12 protein-coding genes and 1 tRNA gene are annotated in these 14,894 nt (G+C 66.1%); 3 read left to right on the forward strand and 10 right to left on the reverse strand.

Annotated elements, in window-relative coordinates:
- Positions 1–95 precede the first annotated feature (95 nt).
- The 6 genes from rho to argS form a co-directional block, all read right to left on the reverse strand.
- Entirely contained in the window at positions 96–2,126 is a 2,031-nt protein-coding gene (rho, locus tag AC4ELH_RS28930; RefSeq protein ID WP_498888255.1) for a transcription termination factor Rho, read from the reverse strand.
- 312 nt (positions 2,127–2,438) lie between these two features.
- Positions 2,439–3,386, reverse strand: coding sequence for a homoserine kinase (gene thrB / locus AC4ELH_RS28935; RefSeq protein WP_498888257.1), 948 nt, complete (start codon positions 3,384–3,386; stop codon positions 2,439–2,441).
- Between the two features lie 5 nt (positions 3,387–3,391).
- On the reverse strand, positions 3,392–4,492 hold the full coding sequence (gene thrC / locus AC4ELH_RS28940; protein ID WP_448448394.1) for a threonine synthase: 1,101 nt from the start codon (positions 4,490–4,492) through the stop codon (positions 3,392–3,394).
- Positions 4,489–5,811, reverse strand: a complete 1,323-nt coding sequence (locus tag AC4ELH_RS28945) for a homoserine dehydrogenase (protein ID WP_498888260.1) — start codon at positions 5,809–5,811, stop codon at positions 4,489–4,491. The genes thrC and AC4ELH_RS28945 overlap by 4 nt, the downstream gene beginning before the upstream one ends.
- Positions 5,808–7,193 (reverse strand): diaminopimelate decarboxylase, encoded by a 1,386-nt coding sequence (lysA, locus tag AC4ELH_RS28950; RefSeq protein ID WP_498888335.1) that lies wholly within the window; start codon positions 7,191–7,193, stop codon positions 5,808–5,810. Before lysA ends, AC4ELH_RS28945 begins: the two co-directional genes overlap by 4 nt.
- A gap of 35 nt (positions 7,194–7,228) precedes the next feature.
- Positions 7,229–8,878: an arginine--tRNA ligase gene (gene argS / locus AC4ELH_RS28955; RefSeq protein ID WP_448448391.1), complete on the reverse strand. Its 1,650-nt coding sequence runs from the start codon at positions 8,876–8,878 to the stop codon at positions 7,229–7,231.
- Positions 8,879–8,983: 105 nt separating this feature from the next.
- Between argS and AC4ELH_RS28960 the strand changes: the two genes are divergently transcribed.
- Positions 8,984–9,056: transfer RNA gene (locus AC4ELH_RS28960), tRNA-Arg, on the forward strand.
- 56 nt (positions 9,057–9,112) lie between these two features.
- On the opposite strand, the gene AC4ELH_RS28965 is transcribed toward AC4ELH_RS28960, so the two are convergent.
- The gene (locus tag AC4ELH_RS28965) at positions 9,113–9,775 is read right to left on the reverse strand and encodes a hypothetical protein (protein WP_448448390.1); all 663 of its coding nucleotides are present in this window, start codon (positions 9,773–9,775) and stop codon (positions 9,113–9,115) included.
- A gap of 403 nt (positions 9,776–10,178) precedes the next feature.
- On the opposite strand from AC4ELH_RS28965, the gene AC4ELH_RS28970 reads away from it, so the two are divergent.
- Positions 10,179–11,336, forward strand: coding sequence for an acyl-CoA dehydrogenase family protein (locus tag AC4ELH_RS28970; protein ID WP_498888263.1), 1,158 nt, complete (start codon positions 10,179–10,181; stop codon positions 11,334–11,336).
- Positions 11,337–11,347: 11 nt separating this feature from the next.
- Complete coding sequence (locus AC4ELH_RS28975; protein ID WP_064880120.1) at positions 11,348–12,034, forward strand: GntR family transcriptional regulator; 687 nt, start codon at positions 11,348–11,350, stop codon at positions 12,032–12,034.
- Positions 12,035–12,234: 200 nt separating this feature from the next.
- On the opposite strand, the gene AC4ELH_RS28980 is transcribed toward AC4ELH_RS28975, so the two are convergent.
- Genes AC4ELH_RS28980 through AC4ELH_RS28990 form a run of 3 tightly spaced genes read right to left on the reverse strand, consistent with a single transcriptional unit; the run spans position 12,235 to position 14,890 of the window.
- Positions 12,235–12,978: an ABC transporter ATP-binding protein gene (locus AC4ELH_RS28980; protein WP_064880122.1), complete on the reverse strand. Its 744-nt coding sequence runs from the start codon at positions 12,976–12,978 to the stop codon at positions 12,235–12,237.
- Positions 12,954–13,835, reverse strand: coding sequence for an ABC transporter permease (locus AC4ELH_RS28985; RefSeq protein WP_498888265.1), 882 nt, complete (start codon positions 13,833–13,835; stop codon positions 12,954–12,956). The genes AC4ELH_RS28980 and AC4ELH_RS28985 overlap by 25 nt, the downstream gene beginning before the upstream one ends.
- A complete protein-coding gene (locus AC4ELH_RS28990) occupies positions 13,832–14,890 on the reverse strand; it encodes an ABC transporter substrate-binding protein (RefSeq protein WP_498888267.1) in 1,059 nt (352 codons plus the stop codon). Before AC4ELH_RS28990 ends, AC4ELH_RS28985 begins: the two co-directional genes overlap by 4 nt.
- Positions 14,891–14,894 lie beyond the last annotated feature (4 nt).

Here is a 14,894-nt window from a genome sequence, read left to right on the forward strand (position 1 = left end):
GGATGCAAAAAAGTACTCCCCAGAAGAACAAACTGAATTTCTCAGTCCAACTTCCGGGGAGCACTTCAATATCGGGGGCCTTTTTGGTGTCGCGCTTAGTCGACGTCCATGTTGCCCGGAGCGGTCTTGGAGACCTGGACCAGGAACTCGTAGTTGGTCTTGGTCTTGCGCAGCTGGCTCATCAGCAGATCGATGGCCTGGTGGCTGTCGAGCCCCGAGAGCACCCGGCGCAGCTTGTGCACCACCGCGAACTCGTCCGTCGAGAGCAGCAGCTCGTCCTTGCGGGTACCGGACGGGTTGACGTCGACCGCGGGGAACACCCGGCGCTCGGCGATCTTGCGGTCGAGCTTGAGCTCGGCGTTGCCGGTGCCCTTGAACTCCTCGAAGATCACGGTGTCACCGGTCGAACCGGTCTCAACCATCGCCGTGGCGATGATGGTCAGCGAGCCGCCGTGCTCGATGTTGCGGGCCGCGCCGAGGAACCGCTTCGGCGGGTACAGCGCGGTGGAGTCGACACCACCGGACAGGATGCGACCCGAGGCCGGCGACGCGTTGTTGTACGCGCGGCCCAGACGGGTGATCGAGTCCAGCAGCACGACGACGTCCTTGCCCTGCTCGACCAGGCGCTTGGCCCGCTCGATCGCCAGCTCGGCGGCCTGGGTGTGGTCTGACGGCGGACGGTCGAAGGTCGAGGCGATGACCTCGCCCTTCACCGAACGCTGCATGTCGGTGACCTCTTCCGGGCGCTCGTCGACGAGCACCACCATGAGGTGGCATTCCGGGTTGTTCTTGGTGATCGCGTTGGCGATGTCCTGCATGATCGTGGTCTTACCGGCCTTCGGCGGCGACACGATCAGGGCGCGCTGTCCCTTACCGATCGGCATGATCAAGTCGATGACGCGGGTGGTCAGCCGCTCCGGCGTGGTCTCCAGGCGCAGCCGCTGGTTCGGGTACAGCGGGGTCAGCTTGGTGAAATCGGGGCGGTTCTTGGCCGCCTCGACCGGACCACCGTTGACACTGTCCAGGCGCACCAGCGGATTGAACTTCTGCCGCGGGTTCTGGCCCCCGCCGCCCTCACCCTCGCGGGGCACGCGGACTGCACCGGTCACGGCGTCGCCGCGGCGCAAGCCGTTCTTGCGGACCATGTTCATGGACACGTAGACGTCGTTCGGCCCGGCCAGGTAGCCCGAGGTGCGGACGAACGCGTAGTTGTCCAGCACGTCGAGGATGCCGGCGACCGGCTGGACGACGTCGTCCTCACGCAGCTCGGTCTCGTTGCCACCCTCGGCGCCACGCTCACCGCGCCGGCGACGATCGCGGTCGCGGAACCGACGGCCGCGACGGCCCTGCCGGCCGTCCCCATCGCCATCGTCATCGGTGTTGGCGTTGCCGCCTCGGTTCTGCTGGTTGTCGGACTGGTCGGACTGCTCGCGCCCCTGGCCGCGGTCCTGTTTCTGGTCGCGGTCCTGCTTCTGGTCGCGCTTGTCGTCCTGCTTGTTATCGGCCTTGTTGTCGGCCTTGGCCTCGCCCTTGTCGGCGTCGGACTGCTCGCGCTTGTCGCGCCGTTCCTGGCGTTCACGCTTGTCCTGCTTGGCAGGCTTTTCCTGCGGCTCGGCGGCAGCCTCAGCGGTCTTGGCGTCGGGCTCGGCGGAATCGGTCTTCGCCTCGGCCTTGACGGCCTCGGTGCCCGCATCGTTCTTGCCGGCATCGGACTTGCCTGCGTCGTCCTTGGCCGCGTCGGCGACCGGCGCGCCGGCCTGGCGCGAGGAACCCCGACGCTCACGACGACGAGTCGCGGGCTGCTCAGCAGCCTCGGCACCGGCGTCCGGCTGGGTATCGGCGGCCGGCTTGGCCTCGGCGGTCGCACCGTTGGATTCACCACGGTGGGCGCGGATGGCTGCGATCAGCTCACTCTTACGCAACCCGGACGCGCCTTCGACACCGATTTCCTTGGCCAGGGCGCGCAGCTCAGGCAGAACCATGGTCGACAGCGACGCGGGCCGGGCGCTGGAAGCGCGCCGCGCGGCCGCGGTGTCAGTGGTCGCGGTGCTTTCAGATGTCACGGCGTTCGGCAAATCCCCAGTGCCGTTGGCGTTGTCAGCCGTGAAGAGGTCCGTTTCTGTCACGGATTTCCTTTCTTTCCCTCGCTCATCAGGTCGTGCGAGGGTTCCCCAAAGGTCGAAGCGCGTTCAGCTGAACCGCTGAGCGCGTAGCTCACACCGTCGCCTTTGCAACGGCGATCGCCCGGGTCCGCCGATATACGGCGAGCCGTCAGTCCACGAGTAGAACACAAGAAGATTGGGTGGTCGTCCTGGTGTCGACGCAGGCAGAGACCCTGCGAGTGCTGGACGAAAGCGAGAATAACTCGCTTTTGTGAAGTAATCAAGCAACGTCAACACTGGGCGTGTGGCGTTCGGCTCTTCTTGTGCCGCACATCGTCAGTTCCTGGCGGCCACACCCGACGTCCAGCGGACGCCCGTTCCGACCGACATCTCCCTGACGGCGAACCCGTTCGCAGTGCCGTAATCCACGGCCTCATCAGGCAGTCCTACCTGCGAACTCAGCCCCAGAACCGTAGGTCCGGCCCCGGACAACACTGCTGCCACTCCACAACGCCGCAGCAACTGCAGGTATTCCGCGGAGGCCGGCATGGCCGCGGCGCGTTGTGGTTGATGCAACACATCCTGCGTAGCGGTCATCAGCAGATCCGGGCGCTCACTCAAGGCCACGACGAGCAGGGCCGCGCGGCTGACGTTGAATCGCGCATCGACGTGGCTGACCTGCTCGGGTAGCACCGCGCGGGTCTCTGCGGTGGACGACCGCTGCTGCGGAACCGCGGGGAACAGACGGATGTCCGGATGCACCCGCACCTGGGCTGCGCGGTAGCGCGGCCGCCCGTCGGCATCGGTCTCGGTCCAGGACACGACCGCCCCGCCCAGCACGGCCGCCGCGGCATTGTCCGGATGCCCCTCGAACTCACTGGACAGCTGAATCAGCTGATCCTCGGTCATCGGATCCGAACCAGCTTGGGCCACAAGACCATTGACCACAGCGAGGCCGCCGACGACGGCAGCGGCCGAAGATCCGAGCCCACGCGAATGTGGAATCTCGTTGCGGCAGCGCACGATCAGGCCAGCCGCACGATAGCCCGTGGCCTGCAATCCGGCTTCGATGGCGCGCACCACCAGATGTGTCGCATCGAGCGGAACTTGACCCGCACCCTCGCCCTCAACCTCCAGCTGTAGGCCGGATTCAGTTGTCTCGACGATGATTTCGTCGTAAAGGCTGAGCGCCAGCCCCAGGCTGTCGAAGCCCGGGCCGAGGTTTGCGCTGGAGGCTGCGACGACAGCAGTGGCCGTGAGCCCGGCGGGCAGGGTCTGATTCACCAGGCTCAGACCAGTCCGAGCTTGGCGACGACGGCGACCGGATCGACCGGCACCGCCGTGACGGTGGGCATGTCCTTGAGTGCGGTGTCGGGATCCTTGAGGCCGTTGCCGGTGACCGTGCAGACCACCGTGGAGCCACGCTTGACCCAGCCGTCCTCGATCGACTTCAGCAGACCGGCCACGCTGGCCGCCGACGCGGGCTCGACGAACACGCCCTCGTTGCGGGCGATCAGGTGGTACGCCGCGAGGATCTCTTCGTCGGTGGCAGCCAGGAATCGGCCCTTGGACTGCTGCTGGGCCTCGACGGCACCGGACCACGACGCGGGCGAACCGATGCGGATGGCGGTGGCGATGGTCTCGGGTTCCTTGACCGGCTCCCCCAGGACCAGTGGGGCAGCTCCGGCGGCCTGAGTGCCGAGCATGCGCGGCAGCCGGTCCGTCAGACCGTCGCGGTGGTACTCGGTGTAGCCCTTCCAGTAGGCGGTAATGTTGCCCGCGTTGCCCACCGGCAGAGCGTGCACGTCAGGTGCGGTGCCCAGCGCGTCGACGATCTCGAACGCGGCGGTCTTCTGCCCCTCGATGCGGTACGGGTTGACCGAGTTCACCAGGGCGATGGTCGGGAAGTCCGCAGTGATCTTGCGGGCCAGTTCCAGACAGTCGTCGAAGTTGCCGTCGACCTGGATGATCTTGGCGCCGTACATGACCGCCTGCGCGAGCTTGCCCATCGCGATCTTGCCCTGCGGGATCAGCACCGCACAGGTGATCCCGGCCTGAGCGGCATAGGCGGCCGCCGAGGCTGACGTGTTACCCGTCGACGCGCACAGCACGGCCTCCTGCCCACGCGCCAGGGACTCGGTGACCGCAACGGTCATGCCGCGGTCCTTGAAAGACCCGGTCGGGTTGAGCCCCTCGACCTTGAGATGCACTGTGCAGCCGGTGAACTCGCTCAGGCGCTTGGCATGGATGAGCGGCGTGCCGCCCTCGAGCAAGGTGATCGGCGTCCAGTTGTCGCCGACCGGAAGGCGATCTCGGTAGGCCTCGATCAATCCCGGCCAGGGCCGGTGCACCGGCCCTGCGCTGGTCTTTCCTTGCGTCCCGGGGTTCATGCGTTCGTTCCTTCCATACGCAGCACGCTGTTGATGGTCTGCACCGCGTCGAGATCGGCCAGCGCCTCGACGGTTTCCGAGAGCGCGGCATCGGTGGCCTGGTGGGTGACCACCACGATGCGGGCGCCGCAGGGCTGACCCTCCTCGTCGACCATGCCCTCCTGGCGCACCTCGGCGATGCTGACCTCGCGCTTGGAGAATTCTGCCGCCACCGCGGACAACACGCCTGGTTTGTCCGAGACGTTCATGTTGACGTAGTAGCGGGTGGGGATGAAGCCGATCGGGGCGATCGGCAGCTTGGCGTACTTGGACTCGCGCGGACCCCGGCCACCCTGGACCCGGTTGCGCGCGGCCATCACGACGTCGCCCATCACGGCCGACGCGGTGGGTGCGCCGCCGGCGCCCTGGCCGTAGAACATCAGCCGGCCGGCCGCCTCGGCCTCGACCACTACGGCGTTGAAGGCTCCGGTGACCGAGGCCAGCGGGTGCGTCAACGGCACCAGTGCCGGGTACACGCGTGCCGAAACACGTTGCTTGCCTTCGTCAGTGGTGAGCCGCTCGCAGATGGCCAACAGTTTGATGGTGCAGCCCAGAGCTCGGGCGGACTCGAAGTCGGCCGCACTGACCTTGGTGATGCCTTCGCGGTAGACGTCGTCGGCGGTGACCCGGGTGTGGAAGGCGATCGAGGCGAGAATCGCGGCCTTGGCCGCTGCGTCGTAGCCCTCGACGTCGGCGGTGGGATCGGCCTCGGCATACCCCAGAGCACTGGCGTCGGCCAGTGCCGAGGTGTAATCGGCGCCGGTGCTGTCCATCTCGGACAGGATGTAGTTGGTGGTGCCGTTGACGATGCCGGCCACCCGCACCACGGTGTCGCCGGCCAGCGACTGGGTCAGCGGACGGATCACCGGGATCGCGCCTGCCACAGCGGCTTCGAAATACAGGTCGACGCGCGCCTTTTCGGCGGCCTGCGCCAGTTCACCGGTGGACTGGGCCATCAGTGCCTTGTTGGCGGTGACCACCGACTTGCCCTGTTCGAGGGCGGCCAGGATGGCCTTGCGGGCCGGCTTCACCGGGCCCATCAACTCGACCACGATGTCGACGTCGTCGCGCGACACCAGCTCGACGATGTCGTCGGTGAGCAGGTCCTTGGGCACACCGCGGTCGCCGGAGACCTTGCGCACGCCGATGCCGCGCACCTCGAGTGGGGCACCGATGCGGGCCGCGAGGTCAGCGGCGCTCTCGTTGATGATGCGCACCACTTCACTGCCGACGTTGCCGAGCCCCAATACCGCTACGCCGATGGGCTTCTCATCACTCATTGACCACTCACCTCCAGGCTCAAAAGATCGTCGACAGTCTCCCGTCGGAGCACCAACCGCGACTTGCCGTCCTTCACTGCCACCACGGCGGGCCGGCACAGCAGGTTGTACCGGCTCGACATCGAATAGCAGTAGGCACCGGTGGCGGCGACGGCCAGCAGATCACCGGGCGCGATGTCGTCGGACACCCAGGTGTCGCGGACCACGATGTCGCCGGTCTCGCAGTGCTTGCCGACGATGCGCGCCAGAGTCGCGGCTGCGTCGCTGGTCCGAGACACCAGCCGGGCGTCGTACTCGGCGTCGTACAGCGCCGGGCGGATGTTGTCGCTCATACCGCCGTCGACGCTCACGTAGCGTCGCTGTGCGGTGGCGCTGATCGCCACGTCTTTTACCGTGCCGACCTCGTACAGGGTGACGGTTCCCGGCCCGGCAATGGCGCGGCCCGGCTCCACCACGAGCTTCGGGGTAGGTAGCCCGACGGCGGCCGACTCGCTTCGCACGATGGCCAGCAGTTTGTCGGCCAGCTCCCGCATCGGAGGTGGATCATCTTGCGGCACATAGGAAATGCCCAATCCGCCGCCAAGGTCGATGACCGACATCTGCGATGTCTTCTCGACACCGAATTCGGACACGACGTCGCGCAGTAGTCCGATCACGCGGTGGGCGGCCACTTCGAATCCGGCCACGTCGAAGATCTGGCTACCGACATGGCAGTGCAACCCCACGAGGCGCAGGTTGTCCGTGGCGAACACCTTGCGCACCGCCTCCATCGCCGCACCGCTGGCCAGCGACAGGCCGAACTTCTGGTCTTCGTGGGCGGTGGAGATGAACTCGTGGGTGTGTGCCTCCACGCCCGGGGTCACCCGGACCAGCACGTCCTGGACGATGCCCGCATCCCCGGCGACGCGGTCCAGGCGCTCGATCTCGATCAGGGAATCGACCACCACGTGCCCGACCCCGGCCTTGACGGCCGCGGTGAGCTCGGCGACGGATTTGTTGTTGCCGTGCAAGGTGATTCGCTCCGGCGGGAAGTCGGCGTGCAACGCCACCGCCAGCTCTCCCCCGGTCGCGACGTCCAGCGACAGGCCTTCCTGATTGACCCAGCGGGCGATCTCACTGCACAGGAACGCCTTGGCCGCATAGTGGACGTAGTCCCCGCCACCGAAGGCAGCGGCGATGTCTCGACAACGCGACCGGAAATCGTCCTCGTCGATCACGAACAACGGGGTGCCGTACTCGGCGGCCAGGTCGGTGACCGGAATCCCGGCGATCGACACGACACCGTCCTCATCGCGAACCAGGTTGCGCGGCCACACGTTTGGTGCCAGCAGCAGGATCTCGTCGGGAGACTGCGGCTTGACGGGTGCACCGGCGTGGTGGATCTCTTCGGCGTGCCGGGGGCCGGCAGGGTGCGCGTTCACATGCGCTCCGGAGCGGTCACACCGAGGATGCCCAGACCGTTGGCGATCACCTGGCGGGTGGCCTCGCACAGCGCCAAGCGCGCCGCGTTCAGATCGCCTGCTTCCTCGTCGCCCTGGGGCAGCACGCGACAAGCGTCGTAGAACCGGTGATAGTCGCCGGCCAGGTCCTCCAGGTATCGGCACACGCGGTGCGGTTCCCGCAGTGCGGCAGCGGCTTTGAGCACCCGGGGGAACTCGCCCAGGTTACGGATCAGGATGCCCTCTTTCTCGTGGGACAACAGATCCAGGTGCGCGGTGTCGGCAGCGACGCCGAGATCGGCGGCGTTGCGCGCCAGCGCGGACAGCCGGGCGTGCGCGTATTGCACGTAGTAGACCGGGTTTTCGCTGGACGCGCTGGACCACAGCGCCAGATCGATGTCGATCGAGGTATCCACCGAGGAGCGGATCAGCGAGTACCGGGCGGCGTCGACGCCGATGGCCTCGACCAGATCGTCGAGGGTGATGACGGTGCCCGCGCGCTTGCTCATCCGGACCGGCTGCCCGTCGCGGACCAGGTTGACCATCTGGCCGATCAGCACCTCGACGGTCGCGGGATCCTCGCCCAGTGCGGCCGCGACGGCCTTGAGCCGGGCGATGTAACCGTGGTGGTCGGCGCCGAGCATGTAGATGCACAGGTCGAACCCGCGTTCACGCTTGTCCAGGTAGTAGGCGATGTCGCCGGCGACATAGGCCGGGTTGCCGTCACTCTTGATGACGACGCGGTCCTTGTCGTCACCGAATTCGGTGGTGCGCAACCAGGTTGCGCCGTCCTTCTCGTAAATGCTGCCGGTCTCGCGCAGCTTGGCGATGGCCTGGTCGACGCGGCCGGAAGTGTGCATCGAGTCTTCGTGCGTGTAGACGTCGAAGTCGGTGCCGAACTCGTGCAGAGATTCCTTGATGTGGGTGAACATCAGGTCTACGCCGACCTCGCGGAACACTTCCTGTTGCTCGTCGGCGGGCAGGCTCATGACATCGGGGCGCTTGGCCTGCACGGAGGCGGCGATGTCGGTGATGTAGGCGCCGGCGTAGCCGTCCTCCGGCGCCGGCTCCCCCTTGGCGGCGGCGACCAGCGAGCGGGCGAACCGGTCGATCTGGGCGCCGTGGTCGTTGAAGTAGTACTCGCGGGTGACGTCGGCACCCTGCGTGGTCAGCAGCCGGCCCAGCGCGTCGCCCACTGCGGCCCAGCGGGTGCCGCCGATGTGGATGGGGCCGGTCGGGTTGGCCGAGACGAACTCGAGGTTGATCTTCTCGGCGAGCTCGGTGGAGTTGCCGTAGGCCGCGCCGGCGGTCAGCACGTTGGTGACGATGACGCCCTGCGCCGAAGCCTCGATGCGCAGGTTGACGAAGCCGGGGCCGGCGACCTCGGCGGCGGCGATGCCGTCGGCCGCGGTCAGCGCGATGGCCAACCAGCCGGCCAGCTCGCGCGGGTTGACACCGACCTTCTTACCGAGCTGCAGCGCGAGGTTGGTCGCGTAGTCGCCGTGCTCAAGGTTGCGCGGGCGCTCGACCGTGACGGTGTCGGGCAACGCGGCGGTGTCCAGGTCGTGTTCGGTCAGCACTGCGGCGGCAGTAGCCTTGAGCAGCTCTGCAAGGTCGGCGGGGGTCACGAGGGTCCATCCTATGGTCTGGGGTCCCCGCGCCCCGAATCCGTATTCGCTCTTCTATGCGCTACGCTATGCAAGCCCAATCGGCGCAGCTGATCTTCAGCCCGCGCCCCCGTAGCTCAGGGGATAGAGCGTCTGCCTCCGGAGCAGAAGGCCGCAGGTTCGAATCCTGCCGGGGGCACCCTCTCTGAACTGCGTAAACGCTCAGCGACAACGAGCGCACGACGTTGAAGACGGCTATGCCGCGTTGTCTGGCCAGCCTGGTGCCGCAGGCTGCATATCCGGCTTGGTATTGATTGATCGGCCGTCGGCGTTCCGCGCATCACGTCCATCAGGTAGCCGGTCGCTACATTGCTCCCGTCGGCGCTCGAAGTCGGCAAAGGTCTCGTGGTAATCGCTGCCGCCGAATCCCGGAGCAGACTCCCACTTGCTGTCGGGAGCCGCGCCCCGGATGCGCCACGATGAGAAGACGTCGTCCATCGGGGCCGGGTTGGGACCTTTCTGAGGAGCATTCGCTGCCGAACTTTCTGGTGCTGCCATTTCGACGTGCCACACCCGGATGGCCTTCATCGGCTCCTTGGGAGGTCCGGCCCAACCGCGCAAACCGGTTACCGGACTGTAGCCGTCCGCGTCATCGCGGTACATGTCGTACAACCCGTCGCACACGTACGCCCGCCAGCCGCCATCCACCTCGTCCAGCGACAGGATGTGGAAGTACTCGTTGCCATAGAACCGCTTTGACTCATATCGGGGCTGACCGGTGTACACCTCGTCGAGTTCGTCGTCCATGTACGGACGCACAAAGGTCAACATGTACGCAGGTGCATCACGCGGTGAATGATCGGTCAGTTCACGGTTGGCGGGAACGGCCCGTTCGAATCCGGGGTAGGCAGCGCTCATGTCGGACTTCATTTGCGCGACCCGCCAAGACTCCGCATACGCGCGCAGTGGGACCGCAGCACCCGAGTACAGATCAATGCCCGGCTCGGCAGTCCATCGAAAACGGAAATCGCTGAGCGTGTCCGACCGCTTGACCTGCGTTTCACTGCTCGGTATCTGGCGCACATCCGTTTTCTCAGAGGGCGCACAGGCCACGACGACTCCCAGTGCGAGAGACGCGCTCACAGCAACACTCCGCCACCCGACCATCACCGCCCCCTTTCACGGGCCGACCCGGTACTCGAAGCGGCCGATCCTCCCAAACCTCCCGATGTTCAGCGAACCCTAGCCGAACCACGGGGCAACAGCAGGATCGCATTCTCTATAGAATATTTTCTATAAAGTTCATGGAAGGGATGCCGCAGTGATCACGCTGTCCGCCGAAGAGCAGGCCATCGTCAGTACCGTCCGCGACTTCGTCGACAAACAGGTCCGGCCCGTGGTCCGCGAACTCGAGCACACGAACACCTACCCCGAAGAACTCATCGACGCGATGAAGGAGCTCGGCATCTTCGGGCTCGCGATCCCGGAACCGTATGGCTTCGCCGCGGTCTCGATGCCCTGCTATGCGCAGGTCACCGAAGAGCTAGCGCGCGGCTGGATGAGCCTGGCCGGCGCCATGGGCGGGCACACCGTGGTGTCGAAGCTGTTGTTGCAGTTCGGCACTGAGGAGCAGAAAGACAAGTACCTGCCCCGGATGGCCACCGGAGAGCTACGGTCCACGATGGCACTCACCGAACCCGGTGGCGGCTCCGACCTGCAGGCCATGCGCACCGTCGCCGCGAAGGACGAATCCGGTTATTTGATCAACGGCTCGAAGACCTGGATCAGCAATGCCCGCAAGGCCGGCCTCGTCGCGCTGTTGTGCAAGACCGATCCGGCCGCCACGCCCGCCCACAAGGGTGTGTCGATCCTGTTGGTGGAGAAGGTTCCCGGCTTCACGGTCTCGAAGGACCTGCCGAAACTCGGCTACAAGGGCGTCGAGAGTTGCGAGATCAATTTTGTTGACTGCCACGTGGATTCGGATGCGCTGCTGGGCGGCGTCGAAGGACGCGGTTTCGCCCAGATGATGAAGGGACTTGAGGTCGGCCGAATTCAGGTCGCGGCCCGGGCGACCGGCGTGGCCCGCGCCGCCTTCGACGACGCGCTGCGGTACGCGCAGGACCGGGAGAGCTTCGGGGTGCCGATCTGGCAGCACCAATCGGTCGGCAACATGCTCGCCGACATGGGAACCAAGCTCTACGCTGCCCGCAGCCTGCTGCTGGATGCGGCCGAGCGGATCGATGCGGGAGGCCGCTGTGACATGGAGGCCGGTATGGCCAAACTGTTCGCCTCGGAAACCGCCATGGAGATCGCACTGAACGCAGTGCGGATCCACGGCGGCTACGGATACTCCACCGAGTACGACGTCGAACGCTACTTCCGCGACGCGCCACTGATGATCGTCGGCGAAGGAACCAACGAGATCCAGCGCGGCGTGATCGCCAAGCAATTGGTCAAGCGCGGCGGAATCGACGTCTGAGGCCCGCTGCCATGACCGGTAATTCGAAGAGACGCACGCCGCTACGGCTGTCCGACGTCGCCGCGGCCCACGTGCGCGAGCTCATCGTCTCGGGGCAGCTGCACTCCGGAGAATTCATCCGCCCGGAGACTGTCGCCGACGAGCTCGGGATCAGCGCAACCCCGGCGCGCGAAGGCCTGCTGCAACTGCAGACCGAAGGCTTTCTGTCCGTCGAGCCTCGGCGCGGCTTCATGGTGACCGCGCTGTCGAGCGACGACATCCGCGACATCTACGACGCGCAGGCACTGCTGGGTGGTGAACTCACCGCCCGTACGGCCACGACGATCACCCCGGCAATGGTCGACGAACTCGAGCGCATCCAGGATGCACTCGAAAGTGCTGCTGCCAACCGTGATTTCGACGAGGAGGAACGCCTCAACCATCAGTTCCATGCCCTCATCTACCGGCTGAGCGGATCGCGCAAGATGCGCTGGCTGATCAAGACGACGTTGTCCTACGCACCGCGAAAGTTCTTCGCCGCGGTGGAAGGGTGGCCCGAGGCCTCGGCCCAGGATCACCGCGCCGTCATCGAGCACCTACGGGCAGGCGACCCCGAGAAGGCCCGTGCTGCCATGGCCGGCCACATCCGCAATGCCGGAGCGCTGCTCGCCGAGCATCTCGCTCAGGGCGAAGCCTCCCCCGGCAAAGACCGATCCTAGACAGTGAAGTGATCTTGAAGTTGGTTGTTCGCTTCTGCAAACAACCCTTCAGCAAACTGCACCGGAGGTATACAGTGGCTCCATCGCGTCGGCTTTCGACCAGAGGCGCGGGAGCGGTGGTGGTGATCAGGGGGAGGAACCCTCCAACACCGCCCACGTATCAGTGGTGGTCCGTTTACAGCGGATCACCACTGATCTGTTCAGGGCCCTTCGCCCGCCCCCACCCCGAGCGCAGCGAGCAGCGCCTCGCGATGCGCGACGAACTCGGGATTGCGGTAGGTACGGGCGTCGGGAGTCTGAAAATCCAGGTGCCGATCGACGACAAACGATCCGCCGTCGAGAACGAGGACCCGGTCGGCGAGGGTGACGGCCTCGTCGACATCGTGCGTCACCAGTAGCACGCCGGGCTCGTACTTCGCGCACAACTCCTTGAGCAGGTGGTGCATACGAACCCGCGTGAGCGCATCGAGCGCCCCGAAAGGTTCGTCGGCCAGCAGCAGCGCGGGATTGCGCACCAGTGACCGGGCCAGTGCCACACGCTGTTGTTCACCGCCGGACAGCTCGTACGGCCAGGCTCGCTCGCGCCCGGCCAGGCCGACGTCTGCGAGCACCGCGCTCGCTCGTTGTCTGACCTCACTGCCGGACAACCCGAGGGCGACGTTGTCGAGCACCCGCGACCACGGCAGCAACCGGGAATCCTGGAACACCACCGATACATCACGGGCGACGAACAGGTCCCCTGTGCCGGCGACCCCGTGGTCCAACCCGGCCAGAGCGCGCAGCAGCGTGCTCTTACCGGAGCCGCTGCGTCCCAGCAGGGCCACGAATTCGCCCTTGCGGATGGTCAGGTCCACCGAGTCGAGAATCGTTGAGCCACCGAATGATCGGCTCAGTTGTCGAACGACGGCAACTTCCTCGGTCAGGTTCCCAGCGCGCGCCGCCACGACAACGCTCTCCTCTCGACGGCGCGAACCGCGTAGTCCCCGGTGAGTCCGAACACCGCGTAGACCAACAGGCCGACCACCACGATGTCCAGCTGCCCGTAGAGGCGGGCCTGGGTCATCAGGTACCCGATACCACTGGTGGCATTGACCTGTTCGACGACGACCAGGGCGGTCCACGAGATGGTGACCGCAAGCCGCAGGCCGGTGAAGAAGCCGGGCAGCGCGCCGGGTATGGCCACCTTGCGGATGAATTGGCTGCGGGAAAGCCCAACGGTTTCAGCAAGTTCCACGTGACGCAGGTCCACACCCTTGAGCTGTGCGGTGGTATTGATGTAGACGGGGATCAGGACGCTCGTGGCGATGATGATGATCTTCATGGTGTCGCCGATGCCGAACCAGATGATCGCCAGCGGGATGATCGCCAGGGTCGGCACCGCGCGTTTGACCTGGACCGGCCCATCGACGATCGCCTCCCCGACGCGGCTCAACCCGGAGATCAGCGACAGCACCAGGCCGAGTGTCACCCCGATGGCCAGCGAGACGGACGCCAGTTTCAGGGAAGCCAGGATGTTTGTGGGCAACCGGCCGTCCGACCACATCTCACCGGCGGTGCGCAGGATGACCAGCGGCGGCGGCAGGGTGCGCGGGTCGAGGATGCCCAGTTGCGAGGTGACGATCCAGATGACAACCAGCAGAAGCGGTCCGATGGCCAACGACGCCGGGATGGCGCGACCGGGCCCAAGCCGCCGGCGACGCTGCGTGCCCGACCGATGTTCCAGATTCGGATAGTCCTGGCGCCCGACGGCCTCCGCTTCCGCTGTCGCCGTCGAAGCGGGCGCCGTCTGGACGGTGGTCACTGCTTGCCCGTCGACGTCGCGTTGAGATCGGCGAACCGGGAATCGAATTCGTCCTTGGCGTGCAACTCTTTCCCGGAGAACGCCCCGGCCTGCTGAAGCAGGTCGATGGTCTCCTGCTGGGTGTTGATCAGCTCATCCGTGAACCCCGGTACGGAGGATTTACCGTCGGCCGCGGCGATGGCCTCGGCATCCTCCGGGCTGACCTTCTGGTCTTTGATCAGGTACTCGTCGATCCAGGTCTGCTTGTTGTCATTGAGCCACTGCTCGGCGCGATACCAGGCGATCACGAATTCGCGGATGGCCGCGGCGCGAGCGGGGTCGGACAGCGCTTCCCCACTGGCGTAGACGTAATACAAGCCGGGATAGGCGCCCGGGGCGTTGGGGATTTCGATGCTCCCCTCCCCCTGTGTGGAAGCGAGGTAACGAACCCGGTCCGGTTGCTTGAGCACCGCGGCGTTGACTTGTTCGGCCCGCAGACCGTCGGCGAACTCGGCCAGACCCAGATTGATCGGCTGTACGTCCTTGATGCTCAGGCCGACGGACTTCAGGTTGCGCAGCACGACCGCCTGTTGCGCCGTGCCCTCATTGATCGCAATCTTCTTGCCGGCCAGGTCTTTCAGCGATTTGATGCCCGAACCCGGCGAGGTTGCCAGCACCAGCCCGTTGCCGTCGTATTTGACCGCCCCGACGATGGGCACCCCGGCGTCCGAATACTGCGCGAGGATCGGCGGGACATCGCCGACCCGGCCCAGTTGCGCATTGCCCGACCGGATCGCCTCCAGACGTAGCGGGCCGCTGCTGAAGTTGGCGTAGGTCACGTCGGCGCTCAGCCGGTCCTGCTCACCGGAGAGTCTGAACAGGGTCTTGAGCCGGTTCGCGTCATCAGCTACCACCAAGGTGGTCCCCTTCGGGACCGCCACCGGAATCGGTGCGTCGGCCGACAGTCCGCCGCTGCCCTGCGCCCCGGATCCGGACGACTGGCAGCCTGCTACGAGTCCCGCGACGAGGCCGGCGGCGACGATCGCGCGGGTCAAGCGGGTCAACGGTTTACGCATATCA

The organism is Mycobacterium shunyiense, from assembly GCF_058270075.1.